At 36.1% G+C, this 25311-nt stretch carries 22 protein-coding genes and 1 other annotated feature; of the genes, 21 read left to right on the top strand and 1 reads right to left on the bottom strand.

Translation table 11 applies throughout. The features are described 5' to 3' along the window. Positions 1–326: 326 nt before the first annotated feature. Positions 327–550, top strand: a binding site (T-box leader). Positions 551–877: 327 nt separating this feature from the next. The 21 genes from metG (at position 878) to MWH30_RS07895 (ending at position 24746) form a co-directional block, all read left to right on the top strand. Beyond that, complete coding sequence (gene metG, locus MWH30_RS07995) at positions 878–2812, top strand: methionine--tRNA ligase (protein WP_248663546.1); 1935 nt, start codon at positions 878–880, stop codon at positions 2810–2812. Between the two features lie 447 nt (positions 2813–3259). After that, positions 3260–4027, top strand: a complete 768-nt coding sequence (locus MWH30_RS07990) for a TatD family hydrolase (RefSeq protein ID WP_248663545.1) — start codon at positions 3260–3262, stop codon at positions 4025–4027. 92 nt (positions 4028–4119) lie between these two features. After that, positions 4120–4716 (top strand): TatD family nuclease-associated radical SAM protein, encoded by a 597-nt coding sequence (locus MWH30_RS07985; protein ID WP_248663544.1) that lies wholly within the window; start codon positions 4120–4122, stop codon positions 4714–4716. A gap of 125 nt (positions 4717–4841) precedes the next feature. Then, the gene (gene fsa / locus MWH30_RS07980; RefSeq protein ID WP_248663543.1) at positions 4842–5489 is read left to right on the top strand and encodes a fructose-6-phosphate aldolase; all 648 of its coding nucleotides are present in this window, start codon (positions 4842–4844) and stop codon (positions 5487–5489) included. Between the two features lie 99 nt (positions 5490–5588). Further along, a complete protein-coding gene (rsmA, locus tag MWH30_RS07975) occupies positions 5589–6458 on the top strand; it encodes a 16S rRNA (adenine(1518)-N(6)/adenine(1519)-N(6))-dimethyltransferase RsmA (protein WP_248663542.1) in 870 nt (289 codons plus the stop codon). A 17-nt stretch (positions 6459–6475) separates the two neighbouring features. After that, complete coding sequence (locus MWH30_RS07970) at positions 6476–6946, top strand: ribonuclease H-like YkuK family protein (protein ID WP_248663541.1); 471 nt, start codon at positions 6476–6478, stop codon at positions 6944–6946. A 108-nt stretch (positions 6947–7054) separates the two neighbouring features. Then, on the top strand, positions 7055–7321 hold the full coding sequence (locus tag MWH30_RS07965) for a Veg family protein (RefSeq protein ID WP_248663540.1): 267 nt from the start codon (positions 7055–7057) through the stop codon (positions 7319–7321). Positions 7322–7463: 142 nt separating this feature from the next. Beyond that, complete coding sequence (locus tag MWH30_RS07960) at positions 7464–8234, top strand: IclR family transcriptional regulator (RefSeq protein ID WP_248663539.1); 771 nt, start codon at positions 7464–7466, stop codon at positions 8232–8234. A 136-nt stretch (positions 8235–8370) separates the two neighbouring features. Continuing rightward, a complete protein-coding gene (locus MWH30_RS07955; RefSeq protein ID WP_248663538.1) occupies positions 8371–9207 on the top strand; it encodes a sulfide/dihydroorotate dehydrogenase-like FAD/NAD-binding protein in 837 nt (278 codons plus the stop codon). Beyond that, positions 9208–10593: an NADPH-dependent glutamate synthase gene (gene gltA, locus MWH30_RS07950; protein ID WP_248663537.1), complete on the top strand. Its 1386-nt coding sequence runs from the start codon at positions 9208–9210 to the stop codon at positions 10591–10593. It abuts the gene before it with no gap. A gap of 491 nt (positions 10594–11084) precedes the next feature. Further along, positions 11085–12134: a chymotrypsin family serine protease gene (locus MWH30_RS07945; protein ID WP_248663536.1), complete on the top strand. Its 1050-nt coding sequence runs from the start codon at positions 11085–11087 to the stop codon at positions 12132–12134. Positions 12135–12240: 106 nt separating this feature from the next. Further along, positions 12241–14655 (top strand): glycosyltransferase, encoded by a 2415-nt coding sequence (locus tag MWH30_RS07940; RefSeq protein ID WP_248663535.1) that lies wholly within the window; start codon positions 12241–12243, stop codon positions 14653–14655. 203 nt (positions 14656–14858) lie between these two features. Beyond that, positions 14859–15677, top strand: coding sequence for a CAP domain-containing protein (locus MWH30_RS07935; RefSeq protein WP_248663534.1), 819 nt, complete (start codon positions 14859–14861; stop codon positions 15675–15677). Positions 15678–15704: 27 nt separating this feature from the next. Then, positions 15705–16817 (top strand): peptidoglycan-binding protein, encoded by a 1113-nt coding sequence (locus tag MWH30_RS07930; protein WP_248663533.1) that lies wholly within the window; start codon positions 15705–15707, stop codon positions 16815–16817. A 112-nt stretch (positions 16818–16929) separates the two neighbouring features. Next, positions 16930–17211, top strand: coding sequence for a hypothetical protein (locus tag MWH30_RS07925; protein WP_248663532.1), 282 nt, complete (start codon positions 16930–16932; stop codon positions 17209–17211). A gap of 259 nt (positions 17212–17470) precedes the next feature. Further along, positions 17471–18043, top strand: a complete 573-nt coding sequence (locus tag MWH30_RS07920) for a DUF3794 domain-containing protein (protein ID WP_248663531.1) — start codon at positions 17471–17473, stop codon at positions 18041–18043. Positions 18044–18162: 119 nt separating this feature from the next. Then, on the top strand, positions 18163–20535 hold the full coding sequence (locus tag MWH30_RS07915) for a DUF3794 domain-containing protein (RefSeq protein WP_248663530.1): 2373 nt from the start codon (positions 18163–18165) through the stop codon (positions 20533–20535). A gap of 215 nt (positions 20536–20750) precedes the next feature. After that, positions 20751–20951 (top strand): hypothetical protein, encoded by a 201-nt coding sequence (locus MWH30_RS07910; protein ID WP_248663529.1) that lies wholly within the window; start codon positions 20751–20753, stop codon positions 20949–20951. Positions 20952–21049: 98 nt separating this feature from the next. Further along, positions 21050–22438, top strand: coding sequence for a DUF3794 domain-containing protein (locus tag MWH30_RS07905; RefSeq protein WP_248663528.1), 1389 nt, complete (start codon positions 21050–21052; stop codon positions 22436–22438). A 126-nt stretch (positions 22439–22564) separates the two neighbouring features. Next, the gene (locus MWH30_RS07900; RefSeq protein ID WP_248663527.1) at positions 22565–23362 is read left to right on the top strand and encodes a GvpL/GvpF family gas vesicle protein; all 798 of its coding nucleotides are present in this window, start codon (positions 22565–22567) and stop codon (positions 23360–23362) included. A 61-nt stretch (positions 23363–23423) separates the two neighbouring features. After that, positions 23424–24746, top strand: a complete 1323-nt coding sequence (locus MWH30_RS07895) for a hypothetical protein (RefSeq protein WP_248663526.1) — start codon at positions 23424–23426, stop codon at positions 24744–24746. Position 24747: 1 nt separating this feature from the next. On the opposite strand, the gene MWH30_RS07890 is transcribed toward MWH30_RS07895, so the two are convergent. Further along, positions 24748–25149 carry a hypothetical protein gene (locus MWH30_RS07890; protein WP_248663525.1) on the bottom strand — a complete coding sequence of 134 codons (402 nt, stop codon included), beginning with the start codon at positions 25147–25149 and terminating at the stop codon, positions 24748–24750. Positions 25150–25311 lie beyond the last annotated feature (162 nt).

Genomic DNA, 25311 nt, shown 5'->3' with positions numbered 1-25311 from the left:
TTCTCCTTAGGATTTATTGTCGTTACTTTATTATACACAGAATTTAGTCCTTACGACAACTATCCTAACACATAGAGAAGGATAAATCTGTCAAAGTTTTTCTTATTTCTTTACTCAATTCCTTCACCTACCTTTCTGAAACTTATTAATATATATTATGAAAGTGATAATAAATGGTGAGATTTAAAGCCAAAAATTGTAGAGAAAGGAGAGAAGTAAGTGGACTTGCTTTAATAATCTAACAGGAATATAAAAAATAAAATGCTTTGTTGCTTGACAAAGTTGCTAAATTTATGTATATTTTTAAGTGAAGTGAAGATAATATTAGCAAAGCAAAGAACGGGAGAGTAGGTATTGAGACTATTTACAGAGAACCGCGGTAGCTGAGAAGCGGAGATAGTCGAGGTATTGAAGATGGCCCGGGAGCTGTATAGTCGAAGTTAAGTAGGCTGTATCGGTGAATAGAGCCGTTATCTCTATTAAGGTGATTACTATTTTTAGTAGTAATTAGGGTGGTACCGCGAAGGTAATCAGGCCTCTCGTCCCTAAGTAGTTAGGGATGAGGGGATTTTTTGATTTGCAGATGATAGATGATAAAGGATAGAGGATAGATAAAAAATGAATTAATGAAGAAAGTTCATTATTAACTTAGGTTGTTGAATAAAAAAATTGCCATAATCAATAGGTATTAAATCAAAATATTCCAATGGACGACTCTTAAATTAGCCCGGAGGCAAGGATGCCGGGAGGGCTAATTTTGAGAGTGAAGGAGGCAAGGAGGCCGACTGAACGGCAAGGGAATGGAATATTTTGATTCTTAAAAGTAAATTGATGTAATTATTCAACAAACTAATCAACTACAAAAGGGGTGAATTAAATGAGTAAAGATACTTTTTATGTAACTACACCGATCTATTATCCCAATGATAAACTGCATATTGGGCATACCTATACTACTACTGCTGCCGATACTATTGCTCGCTTTAAGGAGTTGCAAGGCTATGAGGTTAAGTTTTTAACGGGCTCTGATGAGCACGGACAGAAGATTGAACGAGCAGCTAGTGAGGCAGGAGTAAGTCCTAAGCAGTATGTAGATCGCATAGTAGATTCTTTTAAAGAACTATGGGATTTATTGGAGGCAGACTATGATGTCTTTTTGCGAACTACTTCTGCCAAGCACCAACAAGTGGTTCAACATATCTTTAAAAAGGTTTACGAGCAGGGAGATATTTATAAAGATAAGTATGAAGGTTGGTACTGTACTCCTTGTGAAAGTTTTTGGCTGGAACGACATTTAGAAAAGGGAAAATGTCCTGACTGTCAGCGAGAAACAGAATGGGTGGAAGAAGAGAGTTATTTCTTTAAAATGTCTAAGTATGAAGAGCAACTTTTGGAGCATATTGAAAATAATCCGGAGTTTATTCAGCCGGAAACTAGAAAAAAGGAAATGATTAACTTTATTAAGGATGGCTTGGAGGATCTCTGTGTTTCTAGAACAACCTTTGATTGGGGAATTCCCGTACCTATTGATGAAGAGCACGTAATTTATGTTTGGTTTGATGCTTTGAGTAACTATGTAACTGGAGCTGGTTATCTCAGTGATGAAGAGGAGTTTAATAAGTTTTGGCCGGCTGATGTTCATATTGTTGGTAAGGATATCTTGCGCTTTCATACTATTATCTGGCCGATTATCTTGATGGCGGCTGGTTTGGAGCTTCCGGAAAGAGTCTTTGGACACGGCTTTTTGACTGTCGAAGGAGGTAAAATGTCTAAGTCTAAGGGGAATGTAGTAGATCCGGTAAAATTAGTAGAGGACTTCGGGGTTGATGCGGTCCGTTATTACTTAATGCGGGAAGTGGCCTTTGGTACCGATGGCTCTTACTCTACTGAAGCCTTTATTAAGCGGCTTAATGCTGATTTAGCTAATGATTTAGGGAATCTACTCAATAGAACGGTGGCTATGGTAGATCAGTACTTTGAAGGAGTGGTTCCTGAGCTGGGCCCTACTACTGATTACGATGAAGATTTAAAGGCTACGGCCCAAAAAGAGCTACAAGCAATGGAAGCTAATATGGCAGAGCTACAGTTTAGCAGAGCTTTAGAAAATCTGTGGACCTTTATTCGCAGGACTAATAAGTATATCGATGAAACTACTCCTTGGGTTTTAGCTAAGGAAGAGGATAAAAAGGCTGAGTTAGGTACAGTTCTTTATAATTTACTAGAAGCTTTAAGAATTATAGCTATAGCTTTAAAACCATTTTTGCCGGTAGCACCGCAGAAAATATGGACTCAGCTAGGAATAGAGAGTAGTATTGAAGAGCAGAGTTGGGAAGATGCTTTGCAATGGGGTTTATTGACAGCAGGAATAGAGATTCAGTCTGGAGAGCCACTCTTTCCGCGAGTGGATATAGAGGAGTACTTTGCTAATCAAGTTGAATCAGAGGCAGCAGAAGAGGAGGACTCAGAAGTGGAGACAGTAGAACAGGACTTAATTAGTTTTGGTGATTTTCAGGAGTTGGATTTAAGAGTAGCTGAGATTGTAGAAGCTGAAGAGATTGCAGGTAGTGATAAGCTGCTTAAACTACAGGTGAGCTTAGGTGAAGAGCAGCGACAGGTGGTAGCTGGAATTTCTAATTACTATCAGCCCGATGAACTGTTGGGTAAGCAGGTATTAATGGTGACTAATTTAGAGCCGGCTGAAATATTTGGAGTAGAGTCTAGAGGAATGATCTTAGCAGCTAGCAATGATGATGAAGAGCTGGTTTTAACTACTATAGACCGAGAGATTGAGACAGGTAGTAAAGTAACCTAGTTATATAAAATGATAAATGATAGATGATAGAGGATAGATTTAAAAGATCAAAAGTAACTAATCAGGTATATCTTATATTAACTTACTGAAATTAAATTAATTGAATTGTTGCGGTGCGTTTTTAAAGACTCTACTTATGATAATGTTTCGAATTTATCGCGTCCTGAAAAGGCTGTTTTGGAGTGACTTCAAGATTTTTTCGTAATTATCTAAAATGAACTAAAATCTTGATATGAGTACAAATAATCTTAATTTTAGCTAAAATTAATGCTAATAGCTCAGAAAAAAGCTTGTGGAACGGAAAGACACCTTTTTAGGACAGATAAAGACTAACGATATATAGACAATTGTCAATTTAATTAAGCAATATATCTATAAAGTGTAACACTTAAGTAGTTACGATCAAAAGATAAAGGATCATATATTGGAGAGGAGGGACTTGAATCGATGTTAATAGATACTCATGCTCATTTAGATTTTCCTAGATTTAATAAGGATCGCCAGCAGGTGCTGGATAGGGCCCGAGAAGCCGGTTTAAAGCAAATAATCAATATCGGGGCCGATGAAGAGTCTAGTGCTCGTTCAGTTGAACTAGCTAAAAAAGTTGATATGATTTACGCTACGGTAGGTATTCATCCTCATAATTCTAAGGACATGACCGAAGATACTTATAGTCGTTTAAAGGATTGGACTGAGCAAGAAAAGGTAGTAGCGGTAGGAGAGACCGGGCTGGACTACCATTATGATAACTCACCTCGGCAGATTCAGCGGGCTGTTTTTCGCAAACATATTCAACTAGCTAAAGAGGTAGAGCTACCGCTGGTCATCCATAGTCGTGAGGCAGAGCAGCAAACTATGCAGATTTTGAAGGAAGAGGCAGCAGCTGAAGTTGGAGGGGTGATCCATTGCTTTGGAGGAGATTTGGAGATGGCCCAGCAGGCTATTGAGCTTGATTTTTATTTAGCGGTAGGGGGAGTTTTAACCTTTGCTAATGCTTATCAATTACGGAGGGTAATTAAGCAGATCTCTTTGGATAGAGTATTAATTGAAACAGATGCTCCTTACTTAACTCCAGAGCCTTATCGAGGTAAGAGAAATGAACCAGCCTATGTAAAAGAGGTAGCTCTTAAACTAAGCGAAATACTGCCTTATTCCTTTGAGGAGGTAGCTAGGATAACAACTGAAAATGCTCAACAGCTTTTTGGAATCTCCTAGTTTTTTCATTTTGTAATTTAAGTTTGAGTATGTTATAATGTTAATATTATTGTAAAAAGTTGGTGTTTTTAACTTTTAGGGAGGTTGTAAAGATGGCGATCACCTATCAGCTGGGAGATTCTATATATATAAACTTAACTAATCGCTGTACTAATCAATGCCAGTTCTGTATTCGGAATTATCAGGACGGAGTTGGTGGCTATAATCTTTGGTTGGCTGAGGAGCCTACAGCAGCAGAGGTGATTGAAGAGATTGAAGATCCTACTTCTTATCAGGAGGTAGTTTTTTGTGGTTACGGAGAGCCTTTAATTAGATTGGAAACTTTGTTGGAAGTAGCTAACTGGTTACAGGAGTTTGATACTTCAGTTAGAATTGATACTAATGGGCAGGCTAACTTAATCCATCAGGATAATATAGCTCCTAAGCTGGAAGGTTTAGTAGATACTATTTCTATTAGCTTAAATGCTAAAAACGCTAGCAAGTACCAGCAGCTATGTAATTCTGATTTTGGTAGCTCTGCTTTTGAAGCTATTTTAGAGTTTACTCAAGAATGCAAAAAGTATATTCCGCAGGTTATTTTAACCGTAGTTAATAATTCTTTAGTTGATATTTATGAGTGTCGGAAGATAGCTAAAAATCTAGGAGTGGACTTTAAGATTAGAGAGTTTTCTCAAAGGAACAAGTGTTAATTTAGCTGAGTTTAATTAATAGAACATCTGTCTTCATTTAAAGGAAGTATAAAATTTAGATGAAGGTTTCTGCTTGCTGTTTTTTAAACTCAGATTAAATATGTTATAAAGGAGTGGTTTGATTAATGAAGATTTTTATTGATACTGCTAATATTGGTGAGATTGAAGATATGAATCAATTGGGAATTTTAGCAGGAGTAACTACTAATCCTTCTTTAATTGCTAAGGAATCAGGACAGAAGTTTGAAGATATCATTGCCGAGATAACTTCTTTAGTGGACGGCCCGGTAAGTGCTGAGGTAATTAGCACTGAAGCTGAAGGGATGGTAGAAGAAGCTAAGGAGTTAGCTGAGATTTCCGATAATATTGTAATCAAAATTCCTATGACTAAGGAAGGGCTGATAGCAGTTAACGAGTTAACTGCTGAGGGAATTAAAACCAATGTAACTTTAGTCTTTTCAGCTAATCAGGCTTTATTGGCTGCTCAAGCTGGAGCAACCTATGTAAGCCCCTTTATTGGTAGAATTGATGATATGGGCCAGGATGGTTTGGAGTTAGTAGCAGAGATCACAGAAATATTTACTGAATATGAAATAGATACAGAGATTATTGCTGCTAGTATTAGACATCCTAAGCATGTCAAAGAGGTGGCTAAAATAGGAGCAGATATTGCTACTATTCCTTATCAGGTCTTGGAAAAGATGTTAGGACATCCTTTAACTGATAGAGGAATTGAGAGATTTTTAGCCGATTGGGAGGCTACACAGGAGTAATTAATTTAAAATTGTTAGTTAATGAGAGTAGGAGATCAGCTTCTACTCTCATTCTTGCTTAGCTTTTAATTTAGATCATAAACGTTAGGTGGTAATCAAATGGAATCCAGAATTGCTAATCCCAGCACAACTAAAAAAATTTTAAATAAACACGGAATTAGGCTTAAAAAGAGCTTAGGTCAAAACTTTTTAGTGGATCGAAATATTATTGAAAAGATAGTTCAGGAGGCAGAAGTAGGAGAGGAAGACTATGTAATTGAGATTGGAGCTGGAATTGGCTCTTTAACTCAACGCTTAGTTGAAGAGGCGGCTCAGGTTTGGGCCCTAGAGCTTGATCAAAGAATGATAAAAATCTTAACGGAAAATCTTAATCATCATAGTAATTTAGAATTTATTCAAGCAGATGCTTTAGAATATGATTTCAAATCCCTCTTAGATGGTTTAGCTGATCGGAAGGTAAAGGTAGTAGCTAATCTTCCTTACTATATTACTACTCCGCTTATTATGAAACTTTTGGAGAATAGATTGGATTTAGATAGACTGGTAGTTATGGTACAAAAAGAAGTGGCCCAGCGTATGGTGGCTTCTCCAGCCGATGGCAAGCAGTATGGTGCCTTTTCTTTGGCGGTACAGTATTACTCAGAACCTACTTTAAGCAGTTTAGTGCCTAATACAGTTTTTATTCCTCAGCCGGAAGTGGAGTCGGCTATAGTAAATATGAGAGTTAGAGAAGAAGTGGCCGTTGAGGTGGAGGATGAAGAGCTATTATTTGCTTTGATTAAGGCTTCTTTTCAGCAGCGACGCAAGACAATCCGCAACTCTTTAAGTAAGGCGGCTAATATAGATTTATCTAGAGACCTAGTGGATCGGGCCCTAAGTGAAGCAGATATAAGCCGGCAAAAAAGGGGAGAAAAGTTGAGTTTAGAGCAGTTTGCTGAGTTAAGTAATATTGTATTCAAACTATTATAAGGAGAGTGGAAAAGTAGATGAACTTTATCAGTCCTACGGAGGGCAGACTTAGCTTTGAACAAACCTTTAATAGTATTATTTCTTTTGTTAAAGAGTTTCCTAAGGATAATTATCGTTTAATAATCGGTAGTGACTCTCAACAAAAGGAAAAAGCAATTTTTGTTACTGCTATTATTATTTATAGAGAAGGAAAAGGAGCCCGTTTTTACTATACTAAAGAGAGAACTAAGCGGAAGCATACTTTAAGGGAAAAAATCTATCACGAGACCTTAAAAAGTTTGGAAGTGGCTAAAGAAATAACAGAAAAGATATTAATGGATTCTATTTCAGACTTAAATATTGAAATACATTTAGATGTAGGTCAAAATGGAGATACCCGAGATTTAATTAAGGAAGTAGTAGGTTTGGTAATAGGTAATGGCTATGAAGCTAAGATAAAACCTTTAGCTTATGCTGCTTCCAGCGTAGCTGATAGATATACTAAATAATTATTGACATACCTTTTAGCTTCTGTTATAATTAGTATTTGTATTGACTTTTTATATTATTTATGGTATAATCACTTATGCGATTAAAACAGAAAGGTGGGCTTAGGTATGGCAAATAACATCTTAACTCAAATTAAAGATGACCTGGAGTCTTTTGTGGGAAAGCAGGTTTGCCTTAAGGCTAATCAGGGTAGAAAAAAGATTATTCAAAAAGAAGGTGTTCTGGAAGAGACCTATTCTAATGTTTTTGTGGTAAAAGTTGATGAAGAGCAGAATCCCCGACGAGTATCCTATAGTTATGCTGATATATTAACGGAGACTGTAGAAATTAAAATAAAAGATAACAATACTAAAATTGGCTGTGTGAGTGTTTAATTAAATAACACAAGTGATATATATCACTTGTGTTATTTTTTTACTTTGGGCTAAAACTGTGTTATACTGATTTTGTTAAAAAGTTAATTATTAAGCTATTTTTTATATAAGCCGTTAATTTAAGTATTGGGGAGGAAGAGTTATGGCAGAAAAAAAGATTGTTCAATCGGTAGATAGAGCTTTGGTAATTTTAGAAGCTTTAGCTGATGAAGAAAGGCCGATGACTTTAAGTAACTTATCTGAAAAGGTCGAGTTAAACATCAGTACAGTTTATAGGATCTTGCATACCTTAATAATGAGAGGCTTTGCTAAACAGGAGGAAAGTGGAAAGTATTTTTTAGGTTTAAAGGCTTTTGAGGTTGGTAATGCTGCTAAAAAGAACTTTGATTTAGTTAATATTGCTAAACCTTATCTGCAAAAACTGGTTGATAAATGTAATGAAACTACTAATTTAGCTATTTTAGATGAAGGCGAGGTAGTATATATAGATCAGGCGGCTTGTACTAGTATGGTCAAGATGTTTGCGGAGATAGGCAGCAGGGGGCCAGCTTATTGTACAGGAACTGGTAAGGCTTTATTAGCTTATGTGGAGCAGGATGAGTTAGCTGAGTTACTTGAGCAAATGGAGCTGCGTAAGTTAACTGAAAATACTAAAGCAAAGCCTGAAGAGTTGAAAGAAGAGCTAAAGCAGATTCGACGTCAAGGTTATGCTTTAGATATCGGGGAGTTAGAAGAGGGAGTTCGTTGTGTAGCCGCTCCGATTAAGAATTTTGAAGGGGATGTGGAGGCAGCAATTAGTGTTTCGGGCCCTAGCACTAGAATGACTGAAGATTATATAGAGGAAGTGGTAATTCCAGCGGTAGTTGAAGTATCTGCTCAGATTTCTAATCAACTGGGTTATCGGCGTAGGTGATAGTTGAAAGCAGGATTTTTTTATTAAAGCTAGAATTAATATTAGAAATAATATAATTACTTTTAGTTTTAGAGCAGCTCTGATAAAAGAGCTGTCTGTTAACTTTTAATTACTTTAATATATGAGGGGGATTAGCATGGCTAAAATTTTAGCAAAAAGAAAGTTAGCACCAGAAATATATTTTTTTGAAGTGGCAGCTCCTTTAGTAGCTGCTAAAGCTCAACCAGGTCATTTTGTGATTGTACGAGCTGATCAGACTGGGGAGCGGATTCCCTTAACTATTGTTGATTATGATAGAGAGGGAGGTACTATTGACTTAGTAGTACAGCGAGTAGGAGCTTCTACCCAGGAGCTAGCTTCATTAGCGGTAGGAGATAGCTTTCTTGATCTTTTAGGGCCCTTAGGAGAGCCTGTTGAGATTGAAAAGATAGGTACGGTGGTCTGTGTAGCGGGAGGTTTAGGAGTAGCTCCAGTTTATCCCAAGGCTAAATATTTAAAAGAAGCAGGAAATGAAGTTATTAATATTGTGGGAGCTAGAACGGCGGAAATGGTAATTATGAAAGAAGAGATGAGTGAAGTGGCTGATGAAATCTATTTCAGTACCGATGATGGTTCTTTAGGTCACGAAGGTTTTGTTACTGAGGTGTTAGATTCTTTGTTAGCTGAAGGAAAAGAAGTTGATGAGGTAATAGCTGTGGGCCCGGCGATTATGATGAAAGGTGTAGCCGAAGTAACAGCTAAGTATGATGTAGATACGATAGTTAGTCTAAATCCAATTATGGTTGATGGAACCGGAATGTGTGGCGGTTGTCGAGTTACTGTAGGTGAAGAAACTAAGTTTGCTTGTGTAGAGGGCCCGGCCTTTGATGGTCATCTAGTAGATTTTGATGAATTGATGAGAAGACAGGGCCATTATCAAAGTAAAGAAGAAAAAGCTGAACATAAATGTAAGTTAGAGAAGGAGGTGGAATAGATGGCTAAAAGACAGGTAATGGATAAGCAAGAGCCAGAAGAGCGGATTAATAACTTTGCTGAAGTTGCTCAGGGCTTTACAGAAAAAGAGGCAGTGGCCGAAGCGCAGCGTTGCTTACAGTGTGATAAAAGTCCCTGTGTTGATGGTTGTCCAGTAGGGGTTCCTATTCCCGACTTTATTGAATTAATTACTGCCAAGGAGTTTTCTGAAGCCTTAGCTACTATTAAAGAGAAAAATGCCTTTCCTGCTATCTGCGGTCGAGTCTGTCCGCAAGAAGAGCAGTGTGAAGCGGAGTGTGTCTTAGGTAATAAAGGAGAACCGGTCAATATCGGTGCTTTGGAGAGGTTCGTAGCTGATTGGGAGCTGGAAAAAGATTCAGCCGATAAGAAAGAGATTGAAACTGAGGCTGATAGAGCTAAGGTAGCTGTAGTGGGATCGGGCCCGGCTGGCTTGACAGCAGCAGCTGATCTGGCTAAATTAGGCTATCAAGTTACTCTTTTTGAAGCTTTATCCGAAGCAGGAGGAGTTTTAAAGTATGGAATTCCGGAGTTTAGACTCCCTAAAGCTATCGTTAATAAGGAAATCAAGGAACTAGAAGAGCTGGGAGTGGAGATTAAGCTTAATACCTTAATTGGAGCTACTTTAAGCTTGGATGATCTTTGGGAAGATGGGTATGAAGCAGTATTTGTAGGTGTAGGAGCGGGACTACCTTATTTTTTAAATTTACCTGGAGAAAATCTAAATGGTGTTTATTCTGCTAATGAATTTTTGACTAGGGTTAATCTGATGAAGGCTTATAAGTTCCCTGAATATAGAACGCCTATCACTCTAGGTAATCAAGTAGCAGTAATTGGAGCTGGAAATGTAGCTATGGATTCAGCGCGAACAGCACTGCGCTTAGGGGCTGAAGAGGTATCTATAGTCTATCGACGCTCTCGAAATGAAATGCCGGCTCGGGAAGAGGAGATCGAAAATGCTGAAGCTGAAGGAGTAAACTTTCAACTCTTGCGAAATCCAGTTAAGATTATTGGCAATGAAGAGGGCTGGGTTAAAGGCTTGGAATGTGTAGAAATGGAGCTAGGAGAAGAGGATAGCAGTGGTCGTCCCCGACCAATTCCTATTGAAGGCTCTAACTTTACTATAGAGGTAGATACGGTGATTGTGGCTATCGGTCAGGGCCCTAATCCTTTACTATCTAAAAAGACTCCTGAGTTAGAGACTAATGATTGGCATAATATAATTGTAGATGAAGAAAGCTATCAGACTTCGATAGCAGGAGTTTTTGCCGGGGGAGATGTGATTGGTGGCAATGCTACTGTAATTGCCGCTATGGGCGATGGCAGAGGTGCTGCGCAGGCTATTGATGAATACTTGCAGTCTAAATAATATTGTTATATTGTTGCGTTGGCGTAGGGGGCCAAATAGGTGTTTCACGCTAGAAAAGATTATTTGATGCTTCTAAAACTCATCTCCACTAAAATAAGAGCAAGCCAATTTTAATTGGAAAAATTGGCTAAACCAGCTCTTATTTTAGCTCCGATTCGTTAAGAAGCATTAACAAATAATCTTTAATATCGCTTAGAAACACCTATTTGGCCGTGCTGATAATGAAATTGATTTTTCACGATAACATAATCCCCTAGGGGTACCCAGACCTCGTTAGAGTGCAACAAGAGAACGATATTGATTTTTTAGAACTTGAACTTATACACTATAAGCTGTTTATTATTCATTGTTAATTATTAATTGAAGTAAAATAGTATAGACTAAACTTATAACCACTTATGTAGCTTACACTATACAAGTGGTTATTTCTATTTCACACATCTTCTTTTGAGTTGAATAAGATATAGTAGCTCGAAAGGAGATGAATATCCATGGAAGATCTTAGTCAGTTAGTCAAAAAGTACTGGAAAAAGCTACTTAGCAAAGAAAATGTGGTAGGGGTAGGTTGTGGTCAAAAAAGAAAGAATGGAAAAGACACTAATGAAAAGGCACTGACTATTTTAGTAGAAAAAAAAGTATGTAAAGATGAGCTAGGTGAAAAGAATATAGTTCCAGAGCAAATAGAAGAAACCGAAACCGATGTAATTGAGGTTGGAGAGATAGAGTTATTAGGACTTCAAAAAGCATCGGCTAATCATAGAACTAGCAGAATGAATAGAACTTCTAGAAGACGCCCTGCTTATCCAGGTAGCAGCTTAGCTCACTATAAAGTTTCTGCGGGAACATTTGGGGCTTTAGTTAGAGATAAGGATACTGGAGAGCCTTTGATACTTTCTAATAACCATGTATTAGCTAATCTTACTTCTGGTTATGATGGTAGAGCTAAAATAGGTGATCCAATTTTGCAGCCTGGACGGCAAGACGGTGGCAGTCAAGAAGAGGACATTATTGCTTATCTAGAGGACTTTGCTCCTATTAAGAAGCCTGAAGTTGATAATGCTTCTTTATTGGTAGAAGGATTAGAAAATATAGCTAATGGAGTAAGTGATTTAATTAAATTTCCCTATTGGATTAAGTTTGTAAGTAAGGCTCAGGGAGAGAACTTAATAGATGGAGCTGTAGCCAAACCTGTATCTAAACAGCAGGTAAAAAATAGAATTTTAGAAGTAGGTAATGTGAGGGGAACAAATAAAGCCGAAGTTGGGATGAAGGTTAAAAAGAGCGGTCGAACTACTGGTCTAACTAAGTCCCGGATTATAGCTGTTAATGCTACGGTTTCAGTAAATATTACTGCTACTGAAAAAGCAATATTTAGCGAACAGATTATTAGTGAGCCTTTTTCTAAGCCAGGCGATAGCGGTTCTTTGGTTTTAGATGCTAATAATAGAGCTTTAGGTCTTTTATTTGCTGGTTCTGAAAAAAGTACTATCTGTAATAAGATTGATAATGTAATAGAAGCCTTGAATATTGAATTTTATTAATAATTAAGCTAGGTAACTTTTTAAATCAAGCAATAATTTTTTAATCTTCACATATAATTGTTATAAGTTTTGAGCTTTGAGCTATTGAGGAAGGGGAATAAATTATATGTTGAAGATAGGTGTTTTTTTAAAAGATAGTTTTTTTCGAGGAGATCCATTTTTAATTGAAGATTTATTTAAAGACTTGGAAAAAAGATTAAACTTAGAAATAATTACTTTTGAAGAAAGGCTAAAGCTAATTGGATTTTCAGAAGCAGATTTAATAATTACTGATGATCAGGTAGCAGTAATTTCCTTATTGGAAGCAGAGCAGGAAGTGGTCTATTACTTTAAAGGAGAAGCTGGATTAAGAAACTTAGTTGGTCAAAATATCGATAAATTATCAGTGGTAGTAAATAGTAATTATTTAAAAGAAAAATTACCAGCAGAACTAAAAGAACAAACAGAAGTTATTAAGCCAGGGGTTAGAAATATCTTTTATCGGTCTTTGCCAGCGGAAGAGATAATTGATACTGGGAAAAGAAGGATTTTAGTTGCTGGAGCTGAACTGACAGATAGCGTATTGACTAAAATAATTAGTAGTTTGGAATTGATTGAAAATACTTGTCAATTAGAAGTAGTGATTTTGCGGGAGCGGGATTTTGAATTAGAAACGAAGGTGGACTATAAAGTTCTGAATCCCTTGTCTTTAGACTGGGAATTGATAGAGTATAGCAGTGCTGATTTAGCTATAGTCTATGATAGCGGAGTAAAGTTTAATTTAGTTCCTTTGAAAATTATGGCTTGTAAAACGCCAACTGTTGTTTTAGTTGAAAAAGAAAAAGCTGAATATCTTGAAGCAGATAAGAACTGTCGTTTATTAAAGGAGTTTGGCCGAAATGATATAGCTATTATTACTTTAGAGTTGTTAAAGGACAATATTTTAGCTAAGAACATAGCTGCTGCTGCTAAATTAACGGCTCAAAACTATACTTGGTCGCAGATGCTGCAAGCTTGGCAAGAGTTAATTGCTGCCCAAACTGATAAACTGGAAAGGGAATTAATTGAAAAACAAGCTCAGATTAAACAAAAAACAAGTGCTTTAATAGATATAGTTATAATTAATCAGGGGGATAAAGAGGAGATTGCAGATTTATTAAATAATTTAGAGGAATCTATAGACTATGAATATCAATTAATAGTAGTTAATAATGGAGGTTCTAGAGAAAGTTTAGACTACTTAAAATCTATAACTGAGGTTACTTTGATTGATAATCAGCAAAGTATTAATCGAGCTCAGGCCTATAATCAAGGGATTAGGGCTGGAAAAGGGGAGTATATTTTATTATTTAGCAGAGGAATCAGAGTTAATAAAAGCTGTTTAGCAAATCTAATTAATACTATTCAAAATGAGTCGAAAACAGTACTAGTAAGGCCTAGCTTTGTTAATGAAGGTAAGGAGGGGGTTGCTCCTAAAATAGAGGAGTTTGGACGGAAGGATTTAGCTGAAGGTTGGAGTTCTTTGGTTGATAAAGAGGATTATTGGGAGATGGAAGAGTGGGCCAGCATTAATGAATCTATTTATCTTTTTAGAAGAGACTTATTGTCTAGAGTAGGTTTATTGACTGCTGGCTATACTTTCTATTTTGAAAAGGTGGACTATCTATTGAGGGTTAAAACTAAGGATTATCAAGTAATTGATTCTTCAGAAAGCAAGGTTTATAAAAAGGATTGGGATGAAAAACAATTAACTCCAGCTTTAGATAAAGATAGCTTTAGTGAAGATAAGAGTTTATTTACAGAAAGATGGGCCCAACTTTTATCTAGCCCAGCTGAGTCAACAGTTCCCGAGGCTATTGTTGTCTTGGGTACTAAGTCTTGGCCAGCTGATAGTCTATGGCCAGCTAAAGTACTTAGCAAGTTAAGTGAAACTTATCAGGTAATTTATATAGCTAAAAGTGAAGTTGCTGAGCAGGAAAATATATGCTATGAAGAAAGTTTAAAGTTAGCAAAGTTAAAGGAAAATCTTTATTTAGCTTCTCCTTTTAAACAGCTAACAGGTTCTTTAGCAAAAGAGGAAGCTGATAAATTAAAGGCACAGTTAATTAATGATACTTTGGATAGGGTTAATATAAGTAAGCCTTTATTTTGGGTTGATAGAGCTACTTGGCTGTCAGTTATAGAGTATTTAGCTCCTAAAATGGTTATTTATAACTATTTAGATAAGCAAGCTAAAGAACTAACTGCTGTCCAAGAAAAGTTGTTAATATTAGCTGATTTAGTGTTAGTATCTACAAAGGATTTAGTAACTACAGTAGAGGAGTATAATTCTCAAGTTAATCAGGCCCAAATAAGCAGTATATGTCAAGCTGCTTTGGCGGATGAGTTAAATGAAGTGGAGAACTTAGCAGCAATAAAAGCAGAAATTGAGAGATTAATTAAGCAAACTACTAAAGCTGAAGTAGAAATAGCTGAAGATAAGCAGGTTATTTCTAAAATTAAAGATTTCTTAATAGATAACTTAGGGAATAAAATAAATTAAATAACTGTTTATTAAATTATCCACAGTTATTGGGGAGAATTGTGGATAATGTGGATGGTTCTGTGTATAACTTTGGCCTAGAGAGTCAAAATAGTGGATAAACTTGTGGAAAGAGGAAGTTTGACAGAACTTACATTCAACATCGCAGTTAAGCTATGCTATAATTAATGAAAATTATACTTAGAGAGAGTGAATATATAATTATGGATTCTAAAAAGATAATTTCATTTTTGTTGATTATTAGCTTACTGGTACCTAGTTTTATAATTTTTAGCAGTAGCACTCCTTTGCAAGCCCAAGAGAGCAGTGATAATTTAGAGTTAAGGAGTAATATCAATTCTGTTTTAAAGGGCTTAACTATGTTTTTCGTATTAACTAGACTAATGAGAGGGGGCGATAGTACAGAGCTAGAAGAGCAGGAGTCTTCATCAACTCCTGAGCAAGAGGAGCCTATTGAAGAGGAGGAGCCCCCGCAAGATGAAGCTCCTTCGGAAGAGGAAGAAGATGATGATCAGCAGTCAGACTATGAAGACTCTGATCAGGATGAGGAGCCGATTGTTGAAGATCCTGTTGATGAAGAAGAGACTTCTACTGAAGACTGGACTGAAATGCAGGTAACAGCCTTAACTGCTAAGGAAGAAGAGATGTTAGACTTAGTAAATCAGGAAAGAGAAGCAGAGGGTTTAACGCCTCTACAAGTAGATTTAAGGTTAGTTAAAGTAGCTCGAGCTAAAAGTAAGAATATGATTGAGGAAGGTTATTTTGGCCATCAGTCTCCAAGCTTAGGTTCACCTTTTGAGATGATGCAAGAGATAGGGATTCGTTATGAATTTGCTGGTGAAAATATAGCTGGAGCTTCTACGGTGCAGCGAGCTCACCAAGCTTTAATGGATAGTCCGGGCCATAGAGAGAATATTCTTCGAGATCGTTTTACTCACATAGGAATTGGAATAATTGAAGGCGGGCCCTACGGCATGATGTTTTCACAAGAATTTATAGACCAAGGTAGATTTGCTAATTAAATAAACTAAATAGGATGGTGCTAATTAATGAAAGGTAAATCAATTACTAAGATAAGTATCTTTTTAGCTGTAATTATGCTTTTAAGTATAGTAGCTATTGGACAAGCCGAGGCTGGAGTAATTGCTGAGTATAGGTCTAGAGGTGCAGAGGTAAGAACAATTCAACAGGCCTTAGTTGATGCTGGTTATAATCCTGGACCGATTAATGGTGTTTTTGCTTTTAGAACTAGAAGTGCAGTAAGAGAATTTCAACGAGATAAGGGAATACGAGCTACAGGAGAGGTAGATCAAGCAACTTGGAATCTTTTAGTCAGTGAAGAGGCGCCTCCTCAGGAGCCAGATACTCCAGATGAGCCGGATACCCCAGAAAACGGTGATTCAAATGAGCCTGATGAGAGGGATAACTCTCCAAGCCAGCCTGAACAAGGAGATACTTTGCTGGAATATAGAGACAGAGGAACAGAGGTTAGGCAGTTACAGAGTTATTTAAGCGATTTAGGTTATAATCCTGGGCCTATTAATGGCTCCTTTGCTTTTAGAACTAGAAGTGCAGTAATGCAGTTTCAACGAGATAACGGAGTGCGAGCTACAGGAGAGGTGGATCAGTCTACTTGGGATTTGCTTGAAAGCAAAGCAAGTAGTGGGGGAGAAGCTCCTCAACCTGAACCAGATCCGCAGCCACAACCAGATCCTCAACCACAGCCGGAGCCTCAACCTGAACCTGAACCTGAACCAGATCCTGCTCCTAGTAGTTTAACTGCTGATGAAAGAAGGATGTTGGATTTAGTTAATCAAGAAAGGACAAGTCGAGGTTTAGAGCCTTTAGAAGCAGATATGAGATTAGTTGAATTGGCTAGAAAGAAGAGTCAAGATATGATTGATAATAATTATTTCAGTCATCGCTCTCCGGTTTACGGTTCTTTCTTAAATATGCTGCGGGAGGCTGATATTAGGCATAGAAGAGCTGGCGAAAACTTAGCTGGCAATTCATCGGTTACGGGAGCTCATAATGCTCTTATGAACAGCTCAGGTCACCGAGCTAATATTCTTAAGGATGATTATGAAAAGATAGGAATTGGAGTTGTTAATGGGGGCCCTTACGGAAAGATGTTTACTCAGATTTTCTTAACAGAATTTTAAATAGAAGGTATAGCTATTAAAGAGACCAGTATTTGCTGGTCTCTTTTTTTATTCACAAATTTCGAGGAAAATGCGTATTATGTATTAAAGATGTTAGGGAAGGAGGGATAATATGAGTGAAAAGCATATGAAGTCTAGTTGCGTTCAGGATTCTGGTGTAAAAAAGCAGAGAAAAGAGTTAGGAATGCGCCAAGTATTACAAAAGTTGAGCCAAGAGACTGACACAGTAACTGTTATTATTGAATCAGGTGAAGGCTGTTGTGAGATAACAGGCTGTATAGCTAGTATAAAGGGGAATATTTTGACAATGTTTGTGAATAATGCGGATGATGATTGTCCAAGAGTATATATTGCTATTGACTGCATTTGTGCGGTTTATCATCCAGCCATTTAACTAGTTTGTATTTTAAGTTTAAAAACTTGATTGAGCAAGCTAGAGCTTGATTAGAGCCATTAAAGCAACCAGGCTGCTTTTAATTTAAAAAACCTAGTCTGGTTGCTTTTTTTAACCTAAGTTAATTTAACACACTTTAAAAAATACATCATATAATAAAATAAATTGATTGAAAGAAAGGAGGAAAACTTAAAGCTCAGTTTAGCTTTTTAAAAAAGGATTGATTAACTATAAATTTTAAAAAAAGGGGGTTAAGTAAATGTCCACCAAGCATTTAAAAACTTTGCGGGTGATTGGCGAAGAGACTATGCAGATAGTAGAAGGAACAACTATCAAACTGGATCATCCAGCAACAGCAATTGCAGATATCCAATTGGAAATCAGAGACTTAACGGATCATATATTTAGAAATAAGGTAATTAAACAGGGGTATATTTATATAAATTTAATTTATAAAGGGGCTAATGGTTGTATGCACCATGAATCTGCTGAGATTCCTTTTGAAGAAGAAGTGGAAATCGGCGGTTTAGTTCCGGGAATTAAGAAAAATGGCTATGTGAAAGTACCAGTTCAGAATCCAGAAGCTACTCTAGATATTCAAAACTATATTATGGCTATTAATTCTGATGCTAAAGTAACTGCTTATAAGCAGGATAGTCATTGTAAAGGTAAAACTAAGTCAGTCTTTACTGAAGTTTTAGTAAAGGTAGTGGCTGAGATCTTTGTTAAGGTATCGCGCTGGGAGCAGATGGATACTTTTGTTAACGGCCGCAATGGTGTGTTTAGGTTTTCTGGAGTGGATAGACCAGTAAATAATAATAATCAGCTTTAAATATAGATTTTAGCAGCTAAGCAGGTGTTAGTAGCACCTGCTTTTGTTTTTAGATATTTTTAGACACAATTTTTATTGGACTGCATATAATGAACTAAAAGTAAAGGAGGATTTTAATAATGTCAGATCAGAATAGTAAGCAAGTAAAGAGAGCTAAGTTACAACAAGTAGAACTAGATGTGCCGGCGCAAAAGATTAGAAATATTACAGCTGAGGTTAGAGATATAACTTATGAGGTGATAGATGATAAAGTAATTGTGCAAGGGATAGTGCATAAGCAGATCTTTTATGTCGGTGTAGACGATGTAGTTTATCATCGAGCTGAAGATATGAACTTTAGTACTTTTATAGATGTACCTGGTGCTGAAGAAGGCATGGAGGCTCAGATTCAGGCTGTAGTTGAGCACGTTGATTTTGAGCTTTCCCCTGATGGAACCGAACTGACTCAGAAAGTAGTTTTAGAAATCTTTGCTAAGATTACAGAAACAGTACAGATACCTTTAGAAGTTGGAGATGCGGGCCCTTTTAGACTAGAAACAGTAATTGGTGAAGACGCGGAACAGGAAATAATAGTTAATGATTTTGAATTGGAGATTCCAGCTATAAAGGTAACGGAAGTTCGGGCTGAAATTAGGGATTTAAACTATGAAGTTATCACTGATAAAGTTATTATTCAAGGTACTTTGCATAAACAGATATTCTTTGTAGGTGAAGATGATGTAGGTTATCACCAGCAAGAAGATATTCCCTTTAGTACTTTTGTAGAGATTGAGGGAGTAGAGCCAGGAATGAATGTCCAGATCACTCCTGAAATTGAAGCTATTGAAAGAGAGCTAACTACACCCACTAATATCCATCAAAAAGTAGTAGTAGAGTTTTTCGTAAAAGCTACTGAAACACAGGAAATTAATTTAAATATAGATCCCGAAGGTGAGTTAATGAAGTTAGATCAAGTAGTAGCTACTGGGGAGACTCAGACTATGGATGTCAGTGATTTTGTTTTAGATATACCTGCCATTAAGGTTACAGAAGTGGATGTTACTTTAGAAGATTTAGATATTACAGTAATTGCTAATAAAGTAATTGTGCAAGGTACTATTCACAAGCAGATATTCTTTGTAGGTGAGGATGATGTAGAATACCATCGCGAAGAAAATATTCCCTTTAGCACCTTTATAGATACTCCTGGAGCACAGGCAGGTATGCAAGTTTTTATAGAAGAGGTAGTAGAGTTAGCGAAAGTGCAATTGATTAACGAAACGACTGTGCATCAGAAAGTAGTTCTTAATTTAAGTGTTACTGTTACTGAAGAGGTACAGGTTAATGTAGCTACTGGAGATAACGATGTTTTGATTAAAACTAGGCAGGTAGTTGGAGAAGGAGTAAAGCAGATTATTGTAGAAGAGATAGAACCCATTGCTCCCCCACCGCCACCACCTCCGCCTGTATTAGGAGTTGAAGTAGAGCAAGAACTGATTAAAGAAATTGTAGATGAAGAGGCCGTTGCCCAAGAAATAGTAAAGGCTGACTTCAAACTATGTCCACCAGCTGCTAAAGATACAGTAAGTATTGATGCGGAAATTAGAGCAGACTCAGTAGAGTGGCAGCAACTAAATGGTGAATTTTTAGTTACCGGTATTATCGATAAAGATATTCAATATTTAAGCCGTAAAGGCAAAACTATAATGCGCAGTGAAGAAATGGACTTTACAATAGTGGTGCCTTTCCCAGACTTAGATCCTGAGGCAGAGGTAGATGTATCGGTGGAAATTGAAAATGTTGCTTTTGAATTAAGAGATAAGGGCTGCATTTTGCACCAAGCTGTAACAGTAGTGGCCACAGTTCAGGCTGGAGTTAGTGAGCAGGTATTTGTAGTGACTGCCGTTGAAGGTACTGGCGAAGCTGAAGATACTATTGTTACTGAAACCATTGATGTTTTAGTGCCGGTAGTAGTTGATGAGGGTATCTTTACTCCGGATCCTTTGACGATTGAAGTAGACTTAGAGGAAGTAGTGCCAGCAGTTGTAGAGATTCTCGATGTAGATGCTATGATAGTAGATGCAGCTATAGAGTTTGTTGATAATAACAATGATGATTTAGTAGAAATTACAGGTACTTTAGTTAAAGAAGTAGAATATCTAGATGCTGCTGATAATGAAGAGGCTTTTATCGAGGAGATTCCTTTAGAATTTACTCTCAACTTGGCTGATATAGGCTTAGAAGTAGGAGAAATAGGAGTAGACTTTCAAATCTTTGGAGAGATTGTAGATCTTGAGTTTGAGTTTGACGAAGCTGCGGATGAATTAATTCAGGATCTAGAGATTCAATTCTTTATCAAGATTACTGTACTGACGGAATTAACAGTAGTAACGGCCATAGTCGAAGATCCCTTTGATGTAATTGAGGAGGTTATTACTGAGACCCTGATTTTAGATATAATAGATGATGGATTACCGCCTCAACCTGTAGAAGTAGTAGTGGATGTGTTTTAGGCTGTTATTAAATTATTATGGCTGAGATGAGTATATATACTTATCTCAGCCATTTTTTTATATTTTTTGAGAATTTTAAAATAAAGTCAAGGAGCGTTAATTAATAATAAAATTAGGATAAATATTATTCATCGTGGTGCTTTTTAGATTCACATTTTTTTATTGTTAGCATATGATGTAAAGAGAGAATGTTGTAGTTGGAAGGAGGAAGTTCAATGTTAGAAATAATAATAATAGTGGTATTAACAGGAATATTTTTTACTAAGATTTTAATATTAAGGCATTTAAAGATTTTAACTGAAGGTTCAAGTTTGTTAATAAAAAATGATAATAGTTTCAAAGGTTCTATAGATCAGAAACAGTTAGAGATTTGGGAAGATCAATATATTGATCTTTTTAGAAAGCAGTTAGCATAAATAATAAATTTTGTTAAATAAAGCAAAAAGAGGGGGTGCAACTGGGGTCAGGGGTATAGATTTAAAGACAATTTTTTTATACAGAAGGGGGGATAAGTATGGATCAATGTACCGCAATCGAGTTACTTAAACTGCCAGTTTTAGTTGGTGAAGGTAGTACGCAAGAAATGTTAGTTAATGACCTTGATTTGGAATTCCCGGCCCAGAAGGTGAGAAATATAGATGCTTATATTACTGAACTACACCATGAAATAATAGGCAATAAGGTAGTTGTACAGGGGGTCGTACATAAGCAAGTTTTTTATGTAACAGAGGATAATATTATTCAACATCAGAGTGAAGATATAGAGTTTTCTACTTTTATTGATGTTCCTGGAGCTGCTCCAGATATGGAAGTGGATATTAAGACAGCTATTGAATCGATTAAGGCTGAACTGTTGCCGGCAGGAACGGTATTACATCAGAAAGTATTGATTAGTATTCGGGTTTTTGTAGAAGAGATACAGCAGATTTTTGTGGAGATTGGCGAGGGCCCGCTGGTATTAGCCGATAGGGTTATTGGCGAAAACGATAGTCAAACTATGTTAGAAAATATTTTGGAGTTGGATACTCCTGCGATTAAGGTAACTGATATTAGGGCCCGCTTGGAAGATATCAGCACTGAAGTTATTGAGGATAAGGTGCTTGTACAGGGGATTTTGCATAAGCAGATTTATTTTGTAGGCGAAGATAATGTAGAGTATCATCAGCAGGAGAATATACCTTTTAGTGAGTTTGTGGATTTACCTGGGGCTAAATCAGGGATGGAGGTGCAGGTCCATCCACAGATTGAACATATTAAAAGAGAACTGGATGCTCAAGGATTAAACTTAGAGCAGAAGGTAGTAATCAACTTTTTTGTTAAGGTTACTGAGCAGGCTCAGTTGAAAGTAGAGCTGGATGCTAATGGAAAAGAGGTTAGATTAAATCCAGTGCTCGGTGAGGATACAGGACAGATTTTGCATGAGGATACTTTGAGTTTAGATGTACCGGCTATCAAAATCAAGGATATTGAAGTTAGCTTAGAGGAGATAGAGACTCAGCTAGTGACCGATAAAGTAGTATTACAAGGCATTATTCATAAACAGATCTACTTTGTAGGTGAGGATAATGTAGAATACCATCAGCAAGATGAAACTTCCTTTAGTGGTTTTATTGATTTACCAGGAGTTTCTGCTGACTGTACTGATGTTGTTGTGAAAGCTAGAGTAGAGTATGTTAAGCCTATTTTGAATGAAGCTGGTACTGAATTAACTCAAAAAATAGTTATTGAGTTATTCGTTAAGGCCTTCCAAGAGCCAGCAGTTAAGTATCAACTAGCTATGCCGGATGTTTCTTCGTCATTGCAGTTAGCAAAACCTATAAAGCAAGAAAAGATAAAAGAAAGTTGTAATTGGGAAGCAGTAGAAACGGAAGAAGATTTGGTAGAGTCGGAAAGTGATGAATAGTATTAAGCAGGTATCTTAATTGGTACCTGCTTTTTAAATTATTAGTTAGTGATAGAAGGATAATTAGGTGAATATTTATAATTAAAGCTTAAAGAGATTATTATTTATATTTAGGAGGCCAGGAGTATGGTGGAGGGACTTTATGTTTACTGTATTTTGGAGTTGCCGGCTGATTTTGAAATAGACTTACTGGGAGTAGATAAATCTCATAAACCATACATTATTAACTGTGCTGAGGTAGGGGTTTTAGTTAGCCAGATCTCTTTGTTAGACTTTAGCCAAAAGGAGTTAAGTAAGAAGTCTAAAAATCTGGAATGGTTAAGAGAAAAGGTGGGGCGACACGAAGAGATAATTGAAAAGGCAATGGACTGGACGACGGTAATTCCTATTAGCTTTGGTACTATCTTCAAACATCAAATTAAGCTACGAGAAGCCGTTAAACAGATCTTACCAGAAATTAAGAAAAGCTTAAATAAAGTGAAAAACCATAGAGAATGGAGTTTAAAGTTATACTGTGACTTTGAAGAATTGAGAAGTTATATTGTAGATAGTAATTCCCAAATTCAAGAGTTAAAGTGGAGATTAGATAATGTAAACGAAGAGCAGAATTGTTTTTTGGAAAAGAGATTACAGGAGGAAGTGAGCAAGAAAACCGATCAAGAAGCTGAGGAGCTAACTGATTATATATATAATCAGTTAGCAGAGATTGCAAGTAGGGCTCAAATGAATGAGTTGGTAGATATGCAGACCGGCGCTTTAAGTAAACCGATGCTATTAAACTCTGTTTATTTAGTTGATAAGTCTAAAGCTAGTGATTTTTTATTGCGATTAAAAAAATTAAGGGTTTTTTACTTTAATTTAGGCTTTCATTTTTATCATTCGGGCCCTTGGCCTCCCTATAGCTTTTCCAAACTTAAACTGTAATTCTAGAGTTATTTTTATTACTACTTAGACATATATCTTAGTAAGACTGGTGGTGAAAGTTATGGATGAAGATTTCAAAACAAGTGAAAACTTAACTAAGCCCGCTAGGTTACAAAGTAGAAAGCTTATTTTAAATAGATTTACAGGAAGCAAAGAAGTAAATTTTTTAATTAAAGCTAAACTGAATTTAGATATTGAAGTCGAAAAAGTTGTAGATTTGGAGATCAAAATACTGGATTTAAAAGAAGAAATAATTCAAGAACAGCTTTTGATTACCGCTTCAGTCATTTATCGTTTTTCTGTTTTAAAGCAAAGCGGTAAGCTTAAATATTTAGAAGAACGAGGTGAATTTCAAAAGTCTGTTTATTTATCTGATTTAAGCATAGATACAGAAATTTTGAATCAGTTACAAATAAAAGGTTGGGACTTTATTAATGGCAAGAATCTATTATTGCTAACGGTTTTTGTAGCTAATCTAACCCTTTATCGGCCTGAGGAAGTTACAGTCTATACTGCTCAGCAAGGAAAGTTGATAAAAACTAAAGAAAGACTAAAAACCTTAAATAAAAGTTGGCTAATTGAAGACTGCTTTACTTTAGGAATTATTTATCGACAATTAGTTGAGCTTCATAGTCGGGTGGTTAAATCTAAAGTAAAAATAATAGCTGACCAAGCTATTGTTAGTGGTCAGTTGAGCTTTGAACTATACTATATCGATCAAAATGGACAAGAAAAAAGGCTTAATTTAAAGTCACAATTCAATAAATTACTTTCTTTATCATCAGTTGAAGGAGCAAATACAAATTTTGAGTATAGATTAGAAGTAATAGAAATTAAGGCTATGCTTAAAAATGATAAACTAATTTTGCGTCCTTTGCTAAAAATAGTAAGTAGTCTGCAACGGCAATTATTAGTTAAAGTAGCAACTAAACAAAAAGAAAGTCTTAAAAAACTTAAACTGGACTGCTTTTTGGTAGATAGGGTATTAATAAATAATCAACAGAAATTATTACTTATTAATGAAATGTATTTAACTCGCTATGCTAAGCAAATTCAAGAATTAAGAGTTAAAATTGATAGTTATGATCAACAGTTATTAGCTAGTGCTTTTTTGCTAGAATGTAGATTAAAATATACAATTCAATTTATAGATCAACAAGGAACAGTCCAGCAAATGAATAAAGAGCAGATTACTGAGCAGTTGATTAGTTTAAAAAATAAAAAAAGAGAGCTCGAAGGAAGTAAATTAAACTTAAGTATAAAGGTAAGCCCTCTTGATTTTGAATTATCACACTCTGGTGAAGAAATAGTAGCTAAAACTGCTTTAGAAGTAAGGTATTGTTTATTTAAAAAAGAGAGAGTAACTTTATTAATCAAAAATTGACTTAGAGATTAAACCTTTGAGTAGCTAACTGGGCTCCAGTTGCTTGATAAAGAATAAAGATTAACCTATTCTTATAGAAGTAATCAGTTTTAATTTTGAAGGTATGGATTAAGCTTTCTGTCTGTGAAGTAACCATAATAACTCTATAAGCTCTATACTTAATATCCTCAACTTGAGCGCCGATACTCATTAACAGTAATTCATTACTTTGTAACTCGTTAGCTGATGCTAAAGACATATTATACCTGCTAGCTATTTGATTAGCCCTTGCTAGTTCCGAAAATACGTATATTTGAGGATTAAGAGCAACTTGGCTGGGGTTGATTTCTAGATTATAATAATTAATAGGGATGTACTGAACTGCTGGATAAGGGAATATTTCTTTAGGATAACCAAAACTCATAATTTATTACCTCCCTTCTTAAATAGTGATTTTAACTCTATATTTTATTTTATGAGAACTACCTTCAAATGTGACAATAGACTTATATGGTGAAAATTTCATAAAAAATTGTACACATTTCCATTTTTAATGCATATAGTATAATTGAAAGCTTTTAAGCTT

This window comes from Fuchsiella alkaliacetigena (genome assembly GCF_023227765.1).
Classification (GTDB): Bacteria; Bacillota; Halanaerobiia; order Halobacteroidales; family Acetohalobiaceae; genus Fuchsiella; species Fuchsiella alkaliacetigena.
The sequence above is the reverse complement of the archived record's forward strand: the minus strand, read 5'-3'. Positions and strand labels throughout refer to the sequence as shown.

Bases quoted from the DNA above. Each gene is read 5' to 3' on its own strand.
- MWH30_RS07970 (WP_248663541.1), top strand. From the start codon at position 6,476: ATGAACTTTATCAGTCCTACGGAGGGCAGACTTAGCTTTGAACAAACC.
- fsa (WP_248663543.1), top strand. From the start codon at position 4,842: ATGAAGATTTTTATTGATACTGCTAATATTGGTGAGATTGAAGATATG.
- gltA (WP_248663537.1), top strand. From the start codon at position 9,208: ATGGCTAAAAGACAGGTAATGGATAAGCAAGAGCCAGAAGAGCGGATT.
- MWH30_RS07960 (WP_248663539.1), top strand. From the start codon at position 7,464: ATGGCAGAAAAAAAGATTGTTCAATCGGTAGATAGAGCTTTGGTAATT.
- MWH30_RS07940 (WP_248663535.1), top strand. From the start codon at position 12,241: ATGTTGAAGATAGGTGTTTTTTTAAAAGATAGTTTTTTTCGAGGAGAT.
- MWH30_RS07895 (WP_248663526.1), top strand. From the start codon at position 23,424: ATGGATGAAGATTTCAAAACAAGTGAAAACTTAACTAAGCCCGCTAGG.
- MWH30_RS07900 (WP_248663527.1), top strand. From the start codon at position 22,565: ATGGTGGAGGGACTTTATGTTTACTGTATTTTGGAGTTGCCGGCTGAT.
- MWH30_RS07910 (WP_248663529.1), top strand. From the start codon at position 20,751: ATGTTAGAAATAATAATAATAGTGGTATTAACAGGAATATTTTTTACT.
- MWH30_RS07935 (WP_248663534.1), top strand. From the start codon at position 14,859: ATGGATTCTAAAAAGATAATTTCATTTTTGTTGATTATTAGCTTACTG.
- MWH30_RS07915 (WP_248663530.1), top strand. From the start codon at position 18,163: ATGTCAGATCAGAATAGTAAGCAAGTAAAGAGAGCTAAGTTACAACAA.
- MWH30_RS07965 (WP_248663540.1), top strand. From the start codon at position 7,055: ATGGCAAATAACATCTTAACTCAAATTAAAGATGACCTGGAGTCTTTT.
- rsmA (WP_248663542.1), top strand. From the start codon at position 5,589: ATGGAATCCAGAATTGCTAATCCCAGCACAACTAAAAAAATTTTAAAT.
- MWH30_RS07945 (WP_248663536.1), top strand. From the start codon at position 11,085: ATGGAAGATCTTAGTCAGTTAGTCAAAAAGTACTGGAAAAAGCTACTT.
- MWH30_RS07890 (WP_248663525.1), bottom strand. From the start codon at position 25,149: ATGAGTTTTGGTTATCCTAAAGAAATATTCCCTTATCCAGCAGTTCAG.
- MWH30_RS07955 (WP_248663538.1), top strand. From the start codon at position 8,371: ATGGCTAAAATTTTAGCAAAAAGAAAGTTAGCACCAGAAATATATTTT.
- metG (WP_248663546.1), top strand. From the start codon at position 878: ATGAGTAAAGATACTTTTTATGTAACTACACCGATCTATTATCCCAAT.
- MWH30_RS07985 (WP_248663544.1), top strand. From the start codon at position 4,120: ATGGCGATCACCTATCAGCTGGGAGATTCTATATATATAAACTTAACT.
- MWH30_RS07990 (WP_248663545.1), top strand. From the start codon at position 3,260: ATGTTAATAGATACTCATGCTCATTTAGATTTTCCTAGATTTAATAAG.
- MWH30_RS07905 (WP_248663528.1), top strand. From the start codon at position 21,050: ATGGATCAATGTACCGCAATCGAGTTACTTAAACTGCCAGTTTTAGTT.
- MWH30_RS07920 (WP_248663531.1), top strand. From the start codon at position 17,471: ATGTCCACCAAGCATTTAAAAACTTTGCGGGTGATTGGCGAAGAGACT.
- MWH30_RS07925 (WP_248663532.1), top strand. From the start codon at position 16,930: ATGAGTGAAAAGCATATGAAGTCTAGTTGCGTTCAGGATTCTGGTGTA.
- MWH30_RS07930 (WP_248663533.1), top strand. From the start codon at position 15,705: ATGAAAGGTAAATCAATTACTAAGATAAGTATCTTTTTAGCTGTAATT.